We start from the raw sequence: 20045 nt of genomic DNA, 5'->3' as shown, positions 1-20045 counted from the left end.
CGATCCTCCTGATTCATCCAAGTTCTCTGCCGACTGCTGATCGCGATGTTTGGGCAGCCCGGCCCCGTGGCCCGTGAAAATAATCGCGGATCCAGGGGTCGTCGGTGTTCTCGATTTCTTCCAGTGGACCTTCCACCAGCACCCGTTTATCTGACAGAACCGCCACCCGGTCACAGGTACTGTATAGCGTATCCAGGTCATGAGTGACCAGAAACACACTGAAGCCGAGGGCATCCCTGAGGGTAACGATGAGGCGGTCGAACGCTGCTGCCCCGATAGGGTCAAGCCCTGCTGTAGGTTCGTCGAGAAAAAGAACTTCGGGGTCCAGCGCTATTGCGCGAGCGAGTGAGGCCCGCTTTACCATGCCACCGGAGAGCTGTGCCGGAACCATGGTGCATGCCTTCGCGGGCAGGCCTACCAGTGCCAGTTTCACCCTGGCCAGATGTTCGGCATCTTCTCTGGCGAGCCTGGCGTGCTCGATCAGCGGCAGGGCTACGTTTTCTTCCAGGGTGAGGGACGTAAAGAGAGCGCCGCTCTGGAAGAGCACGCCAAAACGCCGCTCCACCCGTGAACGTTGATCCGGAGACAGTGTCTGCAATTCCTGACCGAAGACCTCGATTTCACCCGAATCTGGCTGGTGGAGCCCCACGATACTGCGTAACAGCACTGACTTACCGGTCCCCGAGCCGCCAACAACGCCCAGTATTTCCCGGCGGCTGAGGTCGAGGTTGAGATTCTTGTGGACCTCGTTGTTGCCAAACCGGTTGCAAAGGTCCCGGACGCTGATCACCACATCCCGATGCGAGGTTTTATTGCTCACCAACCCATCTCCATGAAGAAAATTGCCGCGATGGAGTCCAGCAGGATGACCATAAAGATCGACTGTACCACGGCAGAGGTGGTGTGCTCACCGACGGATTCCGCACTGCCACTGGCCTTGAAACCTTCGAGGCAGCCAATGACGGCAATGACAAAGGCAAAAACCGGGGCCTTACCAAGGCCGACAAAAAAGTGAATGGCTCTGACCTTGGTTTCCAGGATGTTGAGGATCTGGGGGACTGAAATGTCCAGTACCATGACGCAGACCAGTGACCCGCCGATAATCCCGCTGAGCATGCCCACAAAGGTGAGTATCGGCAGGGAAATGACCATCGCCAGAACCCGGGGAATAACCAGAAGCTCGATCGGATTGAGTCCGAAGGTTCGCAGCGCGTCTATCTCTTCATTCGCCTTCATGGAGCCGAGCTGCGCCGTAAAGGCACTTGCGGTGCGGCCCGCCAGGAGAATCGCCGCCAACAGCACGCCAAACTCCCGCAGGAAGGAGAACGCAACCAGATTGACCGTATAGATGGTGGCGCCGAACTGATCAAGCACCGTGGCACCCAGAAACGCGACCACTGCCCCCACCAGAAAAGTAAGAAGGGCAACGATGGGCAGGGCATTGAGCCCGGTCTGCTGGACATGAAAAACCAGTGACGTCATTCGCCACCGCCAGGGCGTGGGCAGAATCGTAGCCATTGTTGCCAGTATCTGCCCCGTAAACCCCATCAACAGCCGTTGCTGGTTCCAGTAATCCTCTACCTGCCGACCCACCCGGGCAATGAAAGCGATAATGGCTGATCCCTGATGAGGCAATTCCTCATCCGGCGCGGCAAGCGCCTCACCCACCAGGCGTAAAAGGTCCCGCCGCTCTGGGGGAAGGCCTGAATTTTTGTCTGTCAGCTCTAGCAGTTTCCGGGCGCCAAGAAGATCGGCCAGCAACGACGCTCCAGCCGTATCAAGGGCGTCAATCGAAGTCAGGTCGGGGGAGTGTGCCGCCGTCTTATGTGAGGCGAGGGCGGAAGTTACCTCCTGCCTCAGTCTGGCATAGTTGGGCAGCGTCCAGTCACCGGTGATGACAATGCGATCTGCCTGATAGTCTAATTTGCCGGGTGAGGGCATCCGGGGTTCCTGTGCCTGTGTTCAGGAAATTTCTTTGTGTGCTCCTGATACTAGCTGAAATTCTACCATCGGGCTGCCTCTTCCTTGTGTGAAAAATAATCAAGAACCTGAAGCAAAACAGAAAGTTGAAAAAAGAGGTTGACGCAAACGACCGAATCCGTAGAATACGCCCTCGTTGACCAAGCGGGAATAGCTCAGTTGGTAGAGCACAACCTTGCCAAGGTTGGGGTCGCGAGTTCGAATCTCGTTTCCCGCTCCAATCAACACAGTCTCTCAATGCCCACCTGAGAGCATAAAAGTGTCGAATCCCCTTCGAACTTTTACCGGCGCGGTGGCAGAGTGGTTATGCAGCGGACTGCAACTCCGTGTACGCCGGTTCGATTCCGACCCGCGCCTCCATTTTTATCCTTTAATATCAATAGACTACGTCGCCCCAATCTGGTCAAGTTTCTCACCCGAAAATACCCAAATTAAATCCAAAATATTATACGCCTTGTCGCGCTTCCTTTAGAGGAGTGATTGATCAGATCTCATTTATCCACAGATGATGCAGGCGGTCGAAAGTGCAGCACTTTCGCGTTTTTGGGCAACGGTGAAGCACAGCTGGGCTTCTGGGCCAGCAGGGCTTGTTGTAGACCGATAAGCGAGTCGTACATCATTCCCTGAATATCCAATAATGCCTTCATCGGACTCCTGGCTACTCGGCGCCGGGCCTCGATCACAAACTGAAGACCCCGCAGCCGACGTTGGTTGCACTCCGAACAGCGGCGAATGCAGTCTTCAATCAATTCCGCGCGTAATCTCTCAAAGCCTTCCGGGTCACGCCGAGCCAGGTCCTTGAGTTCATCGAACGTAGGCATGTCCATAACTTTCCTCCTTTCCCGGATTCAAGTAACACCTACTGCTACACTCCTTTTCAAAGCCCCTGTAGCCCGCGTTCGACAGTCCGGAAACCAGGTTCTCCACCGCGCAGAAAAAAGCCGGGACACTTTCAGTTAAGCCTCGGAGGGGTCCGGAATCAAGGTTAGGGTCATCCCGTTGCCTACCACCGGCCGAGTCGAGGGATGGTTTTAACAAGCGCAGTCAAGGGACGCTCCTGACGTTGCGCCCCAGGCAGGCCTTGCGGCCAGATGCTAAAGGCTAGCTCTGTGGTTTAATCAGGAACTTCTCTCCGGTAGCTTGCTTACCGTAAACCGAGATAGCATCCCGCTGTAACGCGCCGGCCAGGGATACTTCGTGGGTGTAGTGACTGGCGAAGGTAGTTTTGATCTCGGCGGCAATGCGTTTGCGCATGGCGGCGGTGATTTCATTGCCGAGCTTTCCTAATACATTGAACAACAAAAAGCCGTTTACACCCCAGGCAAAACCAAAGCTGCGGTTCAGTGTGATGGGGCCGCGATCAAGGCCGCCATAGATATAAACCTGTTTGTAGATGTCAGATCCATACACGCTGTATTCAGTCATGTTGCGAGAGACAGCGGCTTCCATGCAGGTAAGAATATCGCTAGCCAGGTGACCGCCACCGATTGGGTCGAAAGCGATGGTAGCGCCGGTGTCGATCAGGGCTTGGGTGAGGTCTGCCATAAAGCTGTCGCGACTGGAGTTGACCACGTACTTGGCACCCATGTCGCGCAGCAATGCTTCCTGTTCCGGCTTGCGGACGATATTGACCAGGTCGATACCGTCGGCGATGCAGATGCGGTTAAGCATTTGCCCGAGGTTAGAGGCGGCGGCAGCGTGAACGATAGCCTTGTGACCTTCAGCGCGCATGGTTTCCACCATGGCTAATGCAGTCAGCGGATTAACAAAGCTGGAAGCACCTTCGACTGCAGTCGTGCCCGGCTCCAGTTCCAGACAGCTTTGCACATTGGCACAGAGGTATTTGCGGTAGCTACCGCCGCCAATGAACGCAACGGTTTTGCCCATCAGGCTTTGCGCCGCGGCGGATGAGCCTGCAGCGACGACGGTACCTGCGCCTTCATTGCCCACGGGTATAGGCTTGCCAACCCGCTTTTTCACGGCACCCATGAACTTGGCCGGGAAATCGGCACTGATGACCGGGCGATCAGCACTACCGGATTGGCTGGCAGTCGTCATATCAGCCGCGCTGAACATCACTCCCAGGTCAGACGGGTTGATCGGGGCGGCTTCGACGCGGATGACTACCTGGTTGTCGCCCGGCTGCGGGATTTGGGTCTCGCGCAGGGCGACTTCCAGTTTGTTGTCTTCGGTAATGGTGGAAGTAAGTTCGATGTTGTTGTCTGACACGTTTTTCTCCTGCAAAGGTTAAGGGATCTGGTACTCGGGCTGTCTGATCGCAGTGTTCAATGGGGTAAGAGTAGCTGATTTATTCGACCCCGAAGAACTGAAGACCTTCACCCGATCAGTGAAGATCCGCGTCTCAGTGCCACCTCTGCCACCCCAAACTCCTTCCTGACCCGCTCCATTTCGCCCTTAGGAAAACCCGGGGATGCCGGGAGCCAAATGAACAGGCCAACTAAAAACGACGTAGCCCGATGCAAGTCCGACAGGCTGCTGGCGGCAATCCGGCCGGATATGCTTCAATGAACTCTAAGTGGTCAGGCCAGCCAGCCAGGCTGCCTGTGGTACCTTGAGGCCTTGACAAAAACAATGAGCACAGACGAAAAAGTGGTCAAACGGCGGCGCTCTGCACTTCGGGGCCGGCAACTCGAACCGACTCTGCTGTCAGAGCTGCGGGACCTGATCGGTGACGAGCGTAGCAATTCGTCATTGCGCAGCCGAGATCGCCTGATTGAACACCTGCATACACTGCAGGACACTCACGGTTACCTTTCCATGCCCCGGCTCCGGGCTCTGGCCTCTTTCATGAATCTGCCCATGGCGGCCATTTATGAAACGGCCACCTTCTACGCCCATTTCGATGTTATTCACGATGAACAAACGCCCCCACCGGCCATAACCCTGCGTGTATGTGATTCGCTTTCGTGCCAACTGGCCGGAGCTGAGGCGCTGCATCAGGATTTGGTTGAAGGGGCTAATCCCACCCGGGTGAGGGTGCTGCGCGCGCCCTGCATGGGACGCTGTGAAGTAGCCCCGGTAGTGGCCGTTGGGCGTCATCACGTTTGCCATGCCAACGCGTTCAATGTGGGGGATGCCGTAGAACATGGGCAGGTTCAGCCAGAAGAAACCCGTTGGCAAGGTCTTGCGGCTTACCGCTCGACGGGTGGTTATGGGTTGCTGGAAGATTGCCGCGAAGGCCGGGTGAGCCTCGACTCGCTGGCGAAGGAACTTGAAGACGCCGGCCTGCGTGGTCTTGGCGGCGCCGGATTTCCCACCTTCCGGAAATGGCAGGCAGTACGTGCTGAGCCGGGGCCACGCTATGCCGTGATCAACGCCGACGAAGGCGAGCCGGGCACCTTCAAGGATCGCGTCTATCTGGAGAGTGAGCCCCATGGATTCCTGGAAGGTGCGTTGGTTAGCGCATGGGCAGTCGAGGCACAGGCTCTCTATATTTATCTGCGTGACGAATACCCCGGTCTGCACCGAGTTCTCACGGAAGCCATTGCGGAGCTGGAGACCGCCGAAATCGTCGAGCCGGGCTACGTTATTCTGCGCCGTGGCGCTGGCGCCTACATCTGTGGCGAGGAATCCGCCCTGATCGAGTCCCTGGAGGGCAAGCCCGGAAAGCCACGCCATCGCCCTCCGTTCGTTGCCCAGAAAGGGCTCTTCGGCCAACCCACTCTGGTCAACAACGTCGAGACCGTTTACTGGATTCCGCGTATCCACGCCCAGGGCGCCAACTGGTTCGCCAGCGAGGGGCGGCATGGTCGCCGCGGCCTTCGCAGCTTTTCAGTGTCTGGAAGGGTCGCCCGGCCCGGAGTGCATGTCGCGCCTGCGGGGATCACTCTCAATGAATTGGTGGAGGAATACTGTGGCGGTATGGCCGAAGGGCATCGCCTGCTGGCCTACCTGCCCGGCGGAGCCTCCGGAGGAATACTGCCTGCCAGCAAAGCCGATATTCCCCTGGACTTCGATACCCTGCAGGAGTACGGCTGTTTTATCGGTTCCGCCGCCGTGATCGTTCTGTCCGATCAGGACGATTTGCAAGCTGTGGCCTCCAACCTTTTGGGCTTCTTCGCGGACGAGTCCTGCGGCCAGTGCACGCCCTGCCGGGTAGGTACCGAGAAAATGCTCACGTTGCTGGAGCGCAACACCTGGGATGAAGACACGCTGCAGCAACTGGCCAGGGTGATGGCGGATGCGTCCATCTGCGGCCTGGGGCAGGCCGCTCCCAATCCGGTGCTGAGCCTGCTGCGGGATTTCCGTAGTGAACTCGCCAGCCAGAACCTGATCGCCAAAGGGTAGGGGAGGCAGCCATGAGCCATCGAAAAACAGCCATGAGCAATCCCGACACAAGCTTTACCCTCACGCTGGACGACGTTGAAGTTCAGGCTTACCCCGGCGAAACCCTGTGGCAGGTCGCCAAGCGCGCCGGCGAGACTATCCCGCACCTTTGCTTCAGAGACACCCCGGGTTACCGCGCAGATGGTAACTGCCGCGCCTGCATGGTGGAATTGGAAGGGGAGCGGGTACTTGCCGCAAGCTGTATCCGCGAGGCGGCGCCCGGCATGGTCGTGCGAAGCGCAGCCTCCGCCCGTGCCCAGGAGGCCCGAAGAAGCGTAATGGCATTGTTGCTGGCCGACCAGCCTGACCGCGAACACAACCCGGACAGGTCCAGCCACTTGTGGCATACGGCGGATCAGTTGGCCATCGATGCCAGTGCCGTGCGCCAGCGTCTTCCGCCCCATTCAGAGCGCGAAGAGCCCACGGTTCACCATGTGGAGGCGCGGTCGGACTCGCTTCCACACGCTCGGGGTCATGATGCCACCCATTCAGCCATGAGCGTCAACCTGGATGCCTGCATCACCTGCGGCTTGTGCGAGCGTGCCTGCCGCGAAGTGCAGGGCAACGACGTGATCTGCCTGGCGCACCGTGGTGCGGCGTCCAAGGTAGTGTTCGATTTCGATGACCCCATGGGCGATAGCACCTGCGTTGCCTGTGGTGAATGCGTGCAAGCCTGCCCGACCGGGGCGCTGATGCCTGCCACCCTGATTGATGAGGAAGGCCGTGGAGACTCCACGGTGGCTGATCGCACGGTGGATTCCGTGTGTCCCTATTGCGGGGTGGGCTGCCAGTTGACCTATCATGTGAAAGACCAGCCGTCCGTGGAAAACCGGCAACAAGGGCGCATCCTTTTTGTTGAAGGCAGGGATGGCCCATCGAACCAGGGCCGGCTGTGTGTAAAAGGGCGTTTCGGCTTTGATTATCCTGCGCACCCGGCACGGCTGACCCGGCCGCTGATTCGCCGGGAGGGCGTGCCCAAGGGGCTCGACCCTGAGTTTGATCCCGCCAATCCGTTAACCCACTTTCGAGAGGCCAGCTGGGAAGAGGCCCTGGATCTTGCGGCAAACGGATTAACCCAACTAAAAGCGCAACACGGGCCGGATGCGCTCGCCGGCTTTGGCAGCGCCAAGTGCTCTAACGAAGAAGCCTGGCTGTTCCAGAAGCTGGTGCGCACCGGTTTCGGCTCCAACCATGTTGACCACTGCACGCGGCTTTGCCACGCCAGCTCCGTGGCCGCGCTGATGGAATGCCTGGGCTCTGGCGCAGTCACCGCCTCCTTCATGCAGGCGCTCGAGGCCGACGTGGTGATCCTCACCGGCTGCAACCCTGCGGTGAACCACCCGGTGGCCGCGACCTACTTCAAGCAGGCGGCACGAAACGGCACCAAGCTAATCATCATCGATCCCCGGGGCCAGGCGCTGGATGCCTATGCATGGCGCAGCCTGCGGTTTTCGCCGGGTGGCGACGTGTCACTGTTTAACGCCATGCTCAATGTGATTATCAGTGAAGGACTCTTTAATCAGGCCTACATTGATGCCCACACCGATGGCTTCGAGGCACTGGCAGCCAGCGTTGCGTATATGACACCGGAGGTGATGAGCCCGATCTGCGGCGTTGAACCAGAGGTCATTCGCGAAGTGGCCCGCGCATACGCGAAGGCCGAAAGAGCGATGATCTTCTGGGGCATGGGCATCTCGCAGCACGTACACGGCACCGACAACGCCCGCTGTCTGATCTCCCTGGCCCTGACATGCGGCCACACTGGCCGGCCCGGCACCGGCCTGCATCCTCTGCGCGGGCAAAACAACGTGCAGGGCGCATCCGATGCTGGCCTGATTCCCATGGTATTGCCTGACTATCAACCGGTGGGGGATGCCCAGCTGCGCGCCGCTTTCGAAGAACTCTGGGACACCGAACTGGACCCGGAGCCCGGACTCACCGTGGTGGAGATTATGGATGCCATCACGGCAGGCACGATCCAGGGCATGTACATCCTCGGCGAGAACCCCGCAATGTCAGACCCGGATCTGACCCACGCCCGGGCCGCGCTCGGTGCCCTGGAGCACCTGGTGGTGCAGGACCTGTTCGTCACCGAGACCGCCCAGTTTGCCGACGTTATCCTGCCTGCCGCCGCCTGGTCGGAAAAAACAGGCACCGTCACCAACACCAACCGGCAGGTGCAAATGGGCCGTGCCGCACTGCCGCCGCCGGGCGAGGCAAAGCCCGACTGGTGGGTGATTCAGGAAATTGCCCGGCGTTTCGGGCTGGGTTGGAATTATGCCGGCCCCGAGCAAGTGTTTGAAGAAATGAAGCAGGGCATGCATTCACTCGATCATATCTCCTGGTCCCGCCTGGAACGCGAAGGTTCCGTAACCTACCCGTGCGCTGCTGACGACGAGCCAGGACAGGACGTTGTCTTCTCGGATGCCTTTCCACGCGCCGGGGGCCGGGCCAGATTCTCTCCCACCTGGCCGTTGCCGCCGGATGAGCCGGTGGATGAGGCCTATCCCATCGTGCTAACAACCGGTCGCTTACTTGAGCACTGGCACACCGGCGCCATGACCCGTCGCAGCCGTGTACTGGACGAGCGCGAGCCCGAAGCTGCGGCCTACCTGGCACCGGCGGAGTTGGCGCGCCTGGGTGTCGAAGCGGGTGATGCTATCGACATTGTCACCCGGCGCGGAAGCATCACCTTGACGGCACGGGTCGATCAGTCCATGCCCGAGGGCATGGTGTTCATACCCTTCGCCTTTGTGGAGGCAGCCGCCAACGTGCTGACTAATCCGGCCCTGGACCCGTTCGGGAAAATTCCGGAGTTCAAGTATGCTGCGTGTAGATTGAACCCGGCCTAATAGCCTGCTTGGTGTAGATAGCATCCAAAAGTCTGTTGGCCGCGTCTTGTCGGCCTGGTAGCCTGGTCCAGATATATTTCAGGCTAATTAGTCGCAAGAGAACCATTTAATGAAGGACACGCTGGCCTATTACAACAACAATGCCGATGCATTTGTGGAATCAACGTTTCAAGTCAGCATGGAAGAGCTTTACCAGGAGTTCTTGCCGCAAGTCCCTGAGGGTGGCCACATTCTGGACGCTGGCTGTGGCTCGGGTCGGGATGCGTTGTTTTTCGATCGCAAAGGTTACCGTGTTTCCGCCTTTGATGGTTCAGCCGCCATTGTTTCCCTAGCCCGCGAAAAGACCGGTTTATCGGTTCAGCATCGCTATTTCTCTGATATCCACGAATCCAATACTTACAACGGGATATGGGCCTGTGCAAGCCTCCTGCACTTGCCACTTGCCAAGGTACCCGAAGCCATCGGCCGGTTGTGGAATGCCCTGAAACCGGATGGCGTTTTCTACATGAGTTTCAAGATTGGCCAGGGGGAACGTGACCAAAGTGGCCGGCACTTTACTGATGCTGACGAGTCGATTGCGGAGCAGTGGATTCAGGACCTTACAGACTTTGAAGCTTGCCAGATGTGGCGCACTGATGATCAGCGTCCTGATAGGTCTGAGCAGTGGTTGAACATTCTTCTGACCAAGGCGCCGGCTTCCCACAAAAAGCTGACGACCGGCGGGAAACAACATCATTTCCTACCCAAGCTTTGCCAGGCAATTAAAGCTGCTGATCAGGTAGATATGGCGGTAGCTTTTGTTAAAACCACCGGTTTAAATCTCTTGTTCCCGGATTTGGTGAGCGCGCTGCAGCGAACTCCTGATCCGACTCGCATCCGCATTCTCACCAGTGATTATTTGGACATTACCGACACAGAGGCTCTTCGAAAGCTTGTTCTGTTGCATGACCACGGCGCTCAGGTGCGTGTCTATCAGAGCAAAGGGAGTAGCTTTCATTTGAAAGCTTACCTGTTCGCTGGCCATGTTGAGAATCAGCAAATGTGGGGCAGGGCGTTCATCGGCTCTAGCAATATCAGCCGACAAGCGCTGCAGGACGGGTTGGAATGGAATTATCAAGTGGATTTCCCGCCCGACTCTGGATACCTCGAGGCTGCCAGCAGATTCGATGAACTGTTTCAGCACCCCAATGTTGTGCCGCTCACAGACAACTGGATTGATGAGTACGAGAAAAGGAGGAAACCACCAGAACAGTCACTAGAACCGGGCAGTGATGAGAAGCAGGAGGTTCCAACACCTAATGAAGTGCAACAGGAAGCGCTAGAGGCACTGGATCTGACCCGCGTAGAAGGCTACCGACGGGGTTTGGTCGTGTTAGCAACGGGGTTAGGTAAAACCTGGCTGTCAGCCTTTGATGCCGTTCAAATGGGCGCCCGTCGGATTCTTTTTGTCGCCCACCGCGAAGAAATTCTTTATCAAGCGGCCGAGACCTATCTACGGATCAAGCCAAACAGCCGCGTTGGCTTTTACATGGGTAAGCAGCGCGATCGAACAGTGGACATCCTTTGTGCATCGGTGCAAACGCTCGGTAAAGAAACGCATCTCGATCGATTTGACCCCCGGCATTTTGATTATATCGTCGTCGATGAATTCCACCATGCGGCAGCGCCTGTCTATCATCGGCTCTTGAGTCATTTTGCGCCGCAATTTCTCCTGGGATTAACGGCAACCCCGGACCGGACAGACCGCTCGGATATCCTGTCGTTGTGTGACGACAACTTGGTTTTCGAATACCCCTTGTTTGAGGGCGTCAAGGGCCAATTCCTGGTGCCGTTTCATTACTACGGCATCTACGACGAGACGGTCGACTATACGGAGATCCCCTGGCGCAACGGGAAGTTCGATCCCAATCTGCTTGCCAATAAGCTGGCTACTTATGGACGTGCCAAACACGTTCTCAAGGTATGGAGTGAAGAGAAGCAAAGCCGGACCCTGGCCTTTTGCGTTTCACGGGTCCATGCCGATTTTATGGCGAGCCAGTTTGTAAAAAAAGGAATCAGGGCGGCAGCCGTTCACGGTGAATCTGAGATGTCTCGAGGCGAAGCGTTGGAGAAGTTGGAAAACGGTCAGCTCGATGTGATTTTTTCTGTCGACCTGTTCAACGAGGGTGTCGATCTGCCCGCCATTGATACGGTGCTTCTGTTGCGCCCGACGGAGTCCAAGATCCTGTTTCTTCAACAAATTGGCCGGGGCCTACGGAAAAGCGTGTCCACTGGGAAAGACAAGCTTGTGATTCTGGATTTTGTGGGTAACCACCAGAGTTTCATGCATAAACCTCAGGCGCTCATTGGCCAGGCGATGAATCACCGACAGTTAGCAGAGTTTGCCAGGAAAGCTGAAATGAATCAGTTGGACCTGCCAGACGGATGCTTTATCAATTACGATCTGGAGGTGATCAACTTCCTGAAGGGTCTTGATCATCAAGGCGCTGAAAAGGACTATCAGGTATTGAAAGATACCTTGGGTCGTCGTCCAACGCTCACCGAGTACTATCATTTCGGTGCCAGTATCGCTAAAACTCGCAAGTTGCACGGAAGCTGGTTTGGATTGATTCGGGACATAGACGATCTCACCGAGATTGAGACAGAGCTCTTGTCCCGCTACGAAACGTTTTTGCTGGAAGTTGAAACGACGGCCATGAGCAAATCATTCAAAATGATATTGCTGGACGCGTTCCAGCAGTTAGGTGGATGGCGTAGTCCACCAAGGCTCTCGAAACTGGCCCAAGCATCTTGGGAGACACTGAAACGCCGCCCGAGGCTGTATCAAGAAATTGCTACTTCAGTAAAGGACGTCGATGGTTCCTCGGCGCACTGGCAGCAATACTGGAAGAAAAACCCTGTCGATCATTGGACCAATAAGGCTCCAGCTGTTTTTGAGATTGAGAACGATCAATTTAAGCCAGTTATTGGGCTGGAAGGTGATCAGATACCGTCTTTCGAGAAGATGGTGCAGGAGTTAATTGATTATCGTCTGGCTTCCTACGAAGCACGACAGTCTTCCCAGCAAGACCAGCCATCTAATGAAAATGTCGTCCCGATCACTCCTTCTGGAACGGAGTTGCCTTATTTCCCGTCCTTGAAGATCGCGTGTGGCCACTTTAGAAGCAGTCACGCTGAGGAGCCGGAGTACCGATCCTTCGGATTGGGACACGGGCGAATAGAGCCAAATCGTCATTTCATTGCCAGAGCATCGGGAAATTCCATGAACGGCGGCAAGCAGCCGATTCAAGATGGTGATTATCTGTTGCTTGAGCAGATCAACCCCAACCAAGCTGGATCGATCACTGGGAAAACGCTCGCGATTGAACGGATGGATGAGGCAGGTGACACACAATACCTCCTTCGGACGGTTCGTAAATCCCCCGTAGGTGAATACCGCCTCGAAGCTGCTAATCCAGAGTATGAGGACATTATTGTCACTCCAGAGCTTCTCGAACAGTTTCGAACATTCGCCCGCTTTTGCGAGATTATAGATCCATTGGAAATGGCTGTCGGACAGGAAATCCCGAGGGAGGCGATTCCGGAGTTATTCGGGGCGACTTTTAATCCTGGCAATTGGCAAAGTGGTCACGTCTTTCTGAAAGATGCCAATGCGCATATTTTGTTAGTGACGTTAAACAAGCAGGGTAAAGGCGTCCAGCACCGCTACGTTGATCATTGGATTGATGAGCAAACATTTCATTGGCAGAGCCAGAACTCAGCTACGCCTCAGAGCAAGCGCGGTCGGGAACTGATCGAACACAAAAAGCTTGGACTTTCAGTACACTTATTTGTCCGCGAGAATAAGCTGCGTAATGGTAAAGCGGCACCCTTCACTTATTTTGGTCCCGTTGAGTATCAGAGCCATGAAGGAAGCAGTCCAATGAGCGTGATTTTCAGACTTAATTCGAGGGATTAACGCCCCATGATTGAGCGCATTGCTCTTGTACGGAAGTAAAACTCTTAGCCCCCTTCGCCAGAGCGCTGGGCCCTGAGAAATTTTCACAATGAGACAATGGAACCGTTTGACTCCGCCGACTCAAAAAGCGCCGACATCACTCTGTAACAGGTCAGGCTACGCTTCGGCCACTCGTCCTCTAGCTCACCTGTCAGAATAATATCCGAGAACTTCTCGACGAGCTTCACAACGTGGTCACACGGCTCCACTTGTTGCTCGATGTCTCTGCCATCGACATCACCCAGGATGTACCTCGAGCTACCCGTGAATCGCTCTCCATAGGCTGCGAAATTGCCGCTTCTGCCTTGTCCGCCGACCAGATCGTCAATCCGGATGAGGCCGGCGTCGCCAACTGTTTCTAATTGCGATCGGTGCGCCAGTTCGCAGCCCGCATCAAAGGTTGCCATCCGACCGTTGGCGAACCACAGAGTGCCACCACAGGCGACGATGGTATCGATCGAGTTTTTTGAGACGAAGTTCATCTGGACTCTTTCGGGCAGCTCGTACCCAAAGCTCCACAGAATAGCACTGATCGGATACCAACCCTGGTCACCAAAGCAGCCTATGGGTTCGCGAGACTTGTCGGTTCGGCCATTGCCGCCTTCGTACCATTCCCCGGAAGGGGCTTTGAAGGTGAAGGCACTGGTCACTCGCCGCACATCGCCAATATCACCGTTGGCAATTCGCTTCTCAATGTCTTGGGTTCGTGTGCTGTGCAGCCACATGGTTCCATCCATGAACTGGACGCCGTTTTCTTTGCAGACGTCGATGGCCTCTTCAATGCCGTCGGCAAGCGGTTTCTCGGCGTATACGTGCTTCCCTGCGCGGGCGGCCTTCTTGATCCATTCGTTGCGAAGGGCAGTGGGGACCGGGATGTAAACGGCGTCGATATTGTCATCCGCCAGAAGCTCATCGTAGGAGCCGAAAGCCTGCGGTACATGGTGCTCGTCTGCCCAGGCTTGGGCCCGGTCGAGAGAGCGGCTCGCGACGGCGACAATCTCAGCATTTTTCGCGTCGTGCATTCCCGCCACCACCTTGGTGGCAATTTCGGCGGTACCAATGATACCCCAGCGTACTTTGCGATCTTCCATGGTGGGTCTCCTTGAACAGGATTGGCTTTGAGTATGTGGTAACACTAGCTGAAGAGCATGCGCTGGATCGACCGGGGAATAAACCGGGTGACAAATTCGGCAGCGTAGGTCTGGGGTGTAACCAGATATCGAGGCTTGGGACGCCCCGCTTCTGCAGCCCTGACAATCTTTTTCGCGACGTCCGACGCACTGGCTGTAAAGGGCTTGATTCTGGCGCCTGGCGAGAGCGCTGCTTCCATTGCTTTGTACTTTTCCCGGTGCACGGCGCTTGCCCGGCCAAGCACAGGCTGCAAAGCGGCCAGGGCATGTTCTCTGAACCGGGTCACCACGGGGCCAGGGAGCACAAGCGAGACACTTTCCAGGCTTTTGCTGCCCTGTTCATCAAACCAGAAGCTTTCATGGGCAGTGTTCATCGCGGCTTTGGCGGCACAGTAAGCGCCTTTCATTTTCTGGGGCGCGATGGAGAGAACAGAGCTAACCGCGATGACCCGCAAGGGTATACCGTATTGTTCGCAGAGCCTCAGGCAGACAGCGGCCAGCTTGATGGGGCCGAATACGTGGGTGCTGAATTGCTTTTGCCACATGGATTCGGACAGGTCACGAAGTGCACCGAATTGCCCGTAACCCGAGTTATTAACCAAAATAACTCGGTTGGCGGCCGCAATTTCCGTGTCCAGAGCGCCCGCAAGCCCTTCAATCTGCTCAAAGGATTCAAGATCTAGCGCTAGCTCCAGAGCTACGGAGTCGACGCCGGTTGGCTGTCGGGACAGGGAGATCACCCTGTAGCCTTTCCGGGCAAAAAGGGCGCAAGTTTCATGGCCAATGCCGGCACTGGCACCGGTGACCAGGGCGAGTTTGGTCATCGGATTAACCTCCAATTCTGCATCCTCAATCGAAATTCACCAGGTTACCTCTGCTAGCGGCGGACCGGCGCCATACCCAGGTGAGCACCGCCGTCGATGAGGATCGTTTCCCCGGTGGTCAGGTCGCCTCCGATGATCAATCCGAGGCAAACGTCGGCTACGGTTTCCGGTGAGGCGGTATCATGCAGGGGTGAGGCACCCTTGGTCTTCGCCAGTAACGCCTCGTACTTGTCTTCGCCCAGGCCCTTTTTCAGCCATTCACCCTGTACGAAACCGGGGCAGACGGCATTGACCCGGACTTCCGGACCCATGATCCGGGCCAGGGAGCGGGTCATGGTTATCAGGGCGCCCTTTGAGGCGGCATAGGCAATGGAGCTGCCAATGCCAGCGAGGCCGGCAATGGAAGCCATGTTGATGATGTGCCCGGAACCGTTGGCCCGCAGGGCTTTCTCGGCGGCACGGGTCATCTGGTAGGGGCCCACGGTATTGACGGCGTACAGGTCGAGGAAGTCCTGTTTGTCGAGGCCTTCGAGGTTGGCTTGATCACAGAATTTGGTGGTACCGGCGTTGTTTACCAGGATATCAACGCGGCCCAACTGCTCCAGGGTTGCGTCTACCAGTGCGCGGCAGTCGGCGTCTTCCGCTACGTCGGCGCGCATTACCAGCGTTTTCACACCGTGTTTCTCGCAGTCGGCGGCTACCGCCCGGGCGCCTTCCTCATTGTTACTGTAGTTGATCGCCACGTGGCAGCCGTGTTCGGCAAACAGGCGGGCTATAGCGGCGCCGATACCGGAGGAGGAGCCGGTGACTATGGCGACGGAATCTTTCAGTTTCATGGCAAATCCCTTCTGAACTTTGACACCCGATTTTCTGGCCACTAGGTTGATCATTTAACGCACAGCGGCTAAGCCTAATATTGTACAGCTGACGTTGCTCGGTATGTCTACAACAACAACCATGAACGAGCGGCCCGGATCGGTATTTTCCGGCGCCACAAGGAGGCGACATGAAGATGAACACGAAGCACCTGGCTGCATTTATTCTCTGTGTGGTGATCGGAAACGCCCAGGCCGAGACGAATTGGGATATGCCAACACCTTACGGTGACTCCAACTTCCACACCGTCAACATCCGCGAATTTGCTGAAGATGTGAAAGAGGCAACCAATGGTGAGCTCAATATAACGGTTCACAGCAGTGGTTCCCTGATCAAGCATGCTGAAATCAAGAACTCTGTTCGCCGTGGCCTTGTACCCATCGGCGAGTTGATCATGTCGCGGCTGGCCAATGAGGATCCGTTGTTCGAGGCGGATTCAGTTCCCTATCTGGCCAGCGACTACGACGAAGCCTGGGAGCTCTGGCAGGCATCCCGGGATATGCTGGCAGAGCGCCTTGAACGCCAGCGTCTGAAACTTTTGTTTGCCGTGCCCTGGCCGCCACAGGGCATTTATACGGAGTTCCTGGTGGAAACCGGCGATGAGCTCGAGGGTGTGAAGATGCGCGCCTACAACAAATCGAGCGAACGCCTGGCCGAGCTCTTCGGTGCCGTCCCGACTCAGGTGGAAGTGCCGGATATTCCGGTGGCGTTTGGCACCGGTCGCGTCGACGCCATGATCACATCCCCGTCTACCGGCGCCAATACACGGGCCTGGGATTATCTGAGCCACTTCAACCATGCTCAGCTGTGGTTGCCGAAAAACATGGTTATCGTTAATGCCAAGAGCTTCGACGCGCTTCCTGAATCCGCTCAAGAAGCAATTGAAACGGCCGCTAATGAAGCCGAGAAGCGGGGATGGGAAGCCAGCAAAGCCGAAACAGATGCCAAGATCAAAATCATGGAAGAAAACGGCATTGTCGTGACCGAGCCCAGCGATGCACTGGTTGAGCGCCTGAAGGAAGTTGGTGAGACAATGGAGCAGGAATGGCTGGAGCGTGCCGGTGACGACGGTAAGGAGCTGCTGAAAGCCTATCGCGCCCGCTAGTCGTCGGATAGTCAGAAAAAACAACCCGGAGCATATCCATGCGCAGGTTTCTGGACTCTCTGTATCGATTTGGTGGGTACCTCTCGGCACTTCAGCTGGCAGCTATCATGGCTATGGTGGTGCTCCAGGTTTCCGGGCGGGTTCTCGACGAAGGCCTGCAGGCCCTGGGAATGAAATCTCTGGGCCTGCAGATACCGGGCCTGGCGGAACTTGCGGGTTTTCTGTTACTTGGCGCCACCTTCACCGGGCTGGCCTACACGCTGATGGTTGGCGGGCATATCCGGGTTGACCTTCTGCACAGGGTGCTTCCGGCGAGTATTCAGAAAGCCCTGGACGTTCTGGTGACAGTCAGCGCTTTGGCGATCACCGGGTTCGCCATCAGGTACAGCATCCTGCTGGCCTATGACAGCTATGACTTTGGGGATCTTTCCATTGGCATGGTTCCGGTTCCACTCTGGATTCCGCAAGCAGTGATGGTGGTCGGGCTCCTCTGGCTACTGGTTGCCTTGCTCGATGTGTTGGTCGGGCTGATCACTGGCCGCATTGCCCATATCAAAGACCAGGCCCCGATGGAGTAACGCCATGGACATGATCTGGATGAGCCTGGCGCTTCTGATCGGGCTACTGATTCTGCTCGGCGCGGGACTTTGGGTAGCTTTTGCTCTGACGGCAACCGGCCTGGCCGCACTGCATTTCCTCAGCAATATTCCGGTAGGTCAGAGCTTGTCGACTTCGTTTTACGGGGCCAGCGCTTCCTGGGAGCTGGCTGCGCTACCCATGTTCATCTGGATGGGGGAGGTGCTTTTCCGTTCGCGGCTGTCGGAGGAAATGTTCAACGGTATCGCCCCCTGGGTGGGTCGTATTCCGGGCCGACTACTTCATACCAACATTATTGGCTGTGGAATCTTCGCTGCAATTTCCGGTTCGTCGGCGGCGACCGCGGCAACCATCGGAAAAATGTCGATACCGGAGCTCACCGGGCGAGGCTATGATCGCAAGCAGGTCCTGGGAACGCTTGCCGGGTCAGCCACCCTCGGCCTGCTGATTCCCCCGTCGATAATTCTCATCGTGTACGGCGTTGCCACTGAGCAATCCATTGCCAGGCTATTTGTGGCGGGCATCCTGCCGGGGTTGCTACTCATGGTGATGTTCGCGGGCTATGTCGGTATCTGGTCAGGGGTGAATCCCTCCGGCGTGCCCGCTGATGAAGAAGAATCCTTGCCGCTGGCAGAGAAGTTTCGCCGCAGCAAGCCGCTGATCCCGGTGGTGTTGCTGATTGTCGGTATCATCGGCTCTATCTATGCCGGACTGGCATCACCAACGGAATCGGCCGCGGTGGGTGTTGCCCTGGCGCACCTGCTGTCCTGGCGTGGCGGTTCCCTGAGCAGGGCGACCTGTATGGAAGCCCTGATGGGCACGGTGAAAACCTCCACCATGATCGCTTTCATTCTTGTGGGCGCCCACTTTCTGACCGTATCCATGGGTTTTACCGGCATTCCACGGGAACTGGCAACCTGGATCAATACGCTGGCCCTGTCGCCCTACATGCTGCTCCTGGCACTGACGGCCTTTTTCATTCTTCTGGGTTGCTTTCTCGATGGTATTTCCGTTGTGGTGCTGACGACTTCGGTGATCCTGCCGATGGTACAAGCCGCCGGGATTGACCTGATGTGGTTTGGAATCTATCTGGTGATCGTGGTGGAAATGAGCCAGATAACGCCTCCGGTGGGGTTCAACCTGTTTGTGATCCAGGGGCTTACCGGTGACAACATTATCCGGATTGCGCTGGCCGCGTTGCCTTATTTCCTGCTATTGCTGGCCGGAGTGTTCCTGATCACCATTTTCCCCGAAATCGTCACGTATCTGCCCGGTAAAATGGGAAACTGAGCATCAGAGAACTCGAGCAGAATTGCGGATGTTTCTCCAGATACCCCCCCAATTCCTCCAGGTCGCGCTCGGCATGGCATTGGCGGATATACAGCGTGAGTTCGGCGATGCGCCGGGCATTGCTCTCTTCAAACGCGAAGGGGCGCGGTCCAAGTGTGCGGCCGAAACGATCCAGAACCTCCGTGCAGGCACGTTCTATATGGTGGCGGACCAGCAGCGCCGAGGGAAACAGGGTTCCTGACGTATTATTGGGGTCCGCATCCATCTGGTCCGCTCCCCATCGTAGCATCGCGTTCATACTGCATACCGAGGAGACCATAGCGCCGAGGTGTGCCCGGGCATGGCCGTCGTTCAGCTTTCGCTGACGTAGGGAGTCCACCAGCCCCGTGGCGCCGCCTGCCCAGCACGCTGCGGGCGCGAGCGCCCCGAGGCAAAAACCGGGGCGATGGAAATACCATTGAGGGCCTCCTACACGGTTTTCCTCTGTCAGCGGGAAGTCCTCGAACCTGACGGACCAGGTATGGGTTTCCACAAACGCGGCTGATCGCCATTGGCCGGCCTCGAAACTCAGGCACTCCCGCGAACCGGCTCCCCGCATATCCACATCAAGCAGTTGTTCGGCCGGGTAAACGTAGAGTAACGCCCGGTCGACGATATCGGAGCCACTGCAGAAGGGTTTAGCGCCCGTCAGGCGGGCGCTTCCCTGATCGCCGCCTGCGCACCCCGTTATATCGGTTGTGTCAGCGGGCCCGCCGGAGGCCCAGATGCCGTACAGCTTGTCGCTTTCGGCCGTGCACCCGGCTTCCCTCAGAATCTGCGTGGCATCCAGGTGGCCCTCGATGAGGCGGGCCAGCCCCAGATCACGGTGCGCTACGCCGCTCAGAAGGCGCAGCCGGTCAAGGCTTTGGCCTTCGCCCATGGGTGGCACGTTAGTCTCCATGTACGGCAGGAGGGCCCTGGCAGCATCCCGGTAATCGCTAGCTGTAGGGCTTTCCGGCAGGTCAGTCAGGCATTCCGCGAGCGTTTGGTTGTCCATGCTCATGGTTC

The 20045-nt window shown here is 57.0% G+C and carries 14 protein-coding genes and 2 tRNA genes; 8 read left to right on the top strand and 8 right to left on the bottom strand.

What is annotated here, in order from left to right; translation table 11 throughout:
- Window positions 1-13: 13 nt before the first annotated feature.
- Together ABJM11_RS11710 and ABJM11_RS11705 are read right to left on the bottom strand one after the other, a co-directional pair.
- Window positions 14-820: an ABC transporter ATP-binding protein gene (locus ABJM11_RS11710; protein WP_348293454.1), complete on the bottom strand. Its 807-nt coding sequence runs from the start codon at window positions 818-820 to the stop codon at window positions 14-16.
- Window positions 817-1941, bottom strand: coding sequence for an ABC transporter permease (locus ABJM11_RS11705; RefSeq protein WP_348293452.1), 1125 nt, complete (start codon window positions 1939-1941; stop codon window positions 817-819). Before ABJM11_RS11705 ends, ABJM11_RS11710 begins: the two co-directional genes overlap by 4 nt.
- Before the next feature lie 183 nt (window positions 1942-2124).
- Here ABJM11_RS11705 and ABJM11_RS11700 point away from each other — a divergent pair.
- Together ABJM11_RS11700 and ABJM11_RS11695 are read left to right on the top strand one after the other, a co-directional pair.
- Window positions 2125-2200, top strand: a tRNA-Gly gene (locus ABJM11_RS11700).
- 66 nt (window positions 2201-2266) lie between these two features.
- A tRNA-Cys gene (locus ABJM11_RS11695) sits at window positions 2267-2340 on the top strand.
- A 131-nt stretch (window positions 2341-2471) separates the two neighbouring features.
- Here the strand turns inward: ABJM11_RS11695 and ABJM11_RS11690 are convergent.
- Both ABJM11_RS11690 and ABJM11_RS11685 read right to left on the bottom strand, forming a co-directional pair.
- Window positions 2472-2807, bottom strand: a complete 336-nt coding sequence (locus tag ABJM11_RS11690; RefSeq protein ID WP_348293450.1) for a DUF3135 domain-containing protein — start codon at window positions 2805-2807, stop codon at window positions 2472-2474.
- Between the two features lie 274 nt (window positions 2808-3081).
- A complete protein-coding gene (locus ABJM11_RS11685) occupies window positions 3082-4209 on the bottom strand; it encodes a zinc-binding dehydrogenase (RefSeq protein WP_348293449.1) in 1128 nt (375 codons plus the stop codon).
- 363 nt (window positions 4210-4572) lie between these two features.
- Between ABJM11_RS11685 and ABJM11_RS11680 the strand changes: the two genes are divergently transcribed.
- From ABJM11_RS11680 to ABJM11_RS11670, 3 genes are all read left to right on the top strand, one after another.
- Complete coding sequence (locus ABJM11_RS11680; RefSeq protein ID WP_348293447.1) at window positions 4573-6288, top strand: NADH-ubiquinone oxidoreductase-F iron-sulfur binding region domain-containing protein; 1716 nt, start codon at window positions 4573-4575, stop codon at window positions 6286-6288.
- An 11-nt stretch (window positions 6289-6299) separates the two neighbouring features.
- A complete protein-coding gene (fdhF, locus tag ABJM11_RS11675) occupies window positions 6300-9179 on the top strand; it encodes a formate dehydrogenase subunit alpha (protein ID WP_348293446.1) in 2880 nt (959 codons plus the stop codon).
- A gap of 109 nt (window positions 9180-9288) precedes the next feature.
- Window positions 9289-13137, top strand: coding sequence for a DUF3427 domain-containing protein (locus ABJM11_RS11670; RefSeq protein WP_348293445.1), 3849 nt, complete (start codon window positions 9289-9291; stop codon window positions 13135-13137).
- Window positions 13138-13220: 83 nt separating this feature from the next.
- Here the strand turns inward: ABJM11_RS11670 and ABJM11_RS11665 are convergent, their stop codons facing one another.
- The 3 genes from ABJM11_RS11665 to ABJM11_RS11655 are packed head-to-tail and all read right to left on the bottom strand — an operon-like array spanning window position 13221 to window position 15966.
- Complete coding sequence (locus ABJM11_RS11665; RefSeq protein WP_348293443.1) at window positions 13221-14267, bottom strand: Gfo/Idh/MocA family oxidoreductase; 1047 nt, start codon at window positions 14265-14267, stop codon at window positions 13221-13223.
- 44 nt (window positions 14268-14311) lie between these two features.
- Entirely contained in the window at window positions 14312-15130 is an 819-nt protein-coding gene (locus ABJM11_RS11660) for an SDR family NAD(P)-dependent oxidoreductase (RefSeq protein WP_348293441.1), read from the bottom strand.
- A gap of 53 nt (window positions 15131-15183) precedes the next feature.
- Complete coding sequence (locus ABJM11_RS11655; RefSeq protein ID WP_348293439.1) at window positions 15184-15966, bottom strand: SDR family oxidoreductase; 783 nt, start codon at window positions 15964-15966, stop codon at window positions 15184-15186.
- A gap of 170 nt (window positions 15967-16136) precedes the next feature.
- Here ABJM11_RS11655 and ABJM11_RS11650 point away from each other — a divergent pair, with 170 nt between their 5' ends.
- Genes ABJM11_RS11650 through ABJM11_RS11640 form a run of 3 tightly spaced genes read left to right on the top strand, consistent with a single transcriptional unit; the run spans window position 16137 to window position 18998 of the window.
- Window positions 16137-17111: a TRAP transporter substrate-binding protein gene (locus tag ABJM11_RS11650; RefSeq protein WP_348293438.1), complete on the top strand. Its 975-nt coding sequence runs from the start codon at window positions 16137-16139 to the stop codon at window positions 17109-17111.
- Between the two features lie 38 nt (window positions 17112-17149).
- On the top strand, window positions 17150-17689 hold the full coding sequence (locus tag ABJM11_RS11645) for a TRAP transporter small permease subunit (RefSeq protein ID WP_348293436.1): 540 nt from the start codon (window positions 17150-17152) through the stop codon (window positions 17687-17689).
- A 4-nt stretch (window positions 17690-17693) separates the two neighbouring features.
- Window positions 17694-18998, top strand: coding sequence for a TRAP transporter large permease subunit (locus ABJM11_RS11640; protein WP_348293434.1), 1305 nt, complete (start codon window positions 17694-17696; stop codon window positions 18996-18998).
- On the opposite strand, the gene ABJM11_RS11635 is transcribed toward ABJM11_RS11640, so the two are convergent.
- Window positions 18967-20040 carry a hypothetical protein gene (locus ABJM11_RS11635; protein WP_348293433.1) on the bottom strand — a complete coding sequence of 358 codons (1074 nt, stop codon included), beginning with the start codon at window positions 20038-20040 and terminating at the stop codon, window positions 18967-18969. The genes ABJM11_RS11640 and ABJM11_RS11635 overlap by 32 nt on opposite strands.
- Window positions 20041-20045 lie beyond the last annotated feature (5 nt).

This window comes from Marinobacter sp., assembly GCF_039977835.1.
Taxonomy (GTDB): Bacteria; Pseudomonadota; Gammaproteobacteria; order Pseudomonadales; family Oleiphilaceae; genus Marinobacter.
Note: the sequence above shows the minus strand (reverse complement) of the source record. Positions and strands in the feature narration are given on the sequence as shown.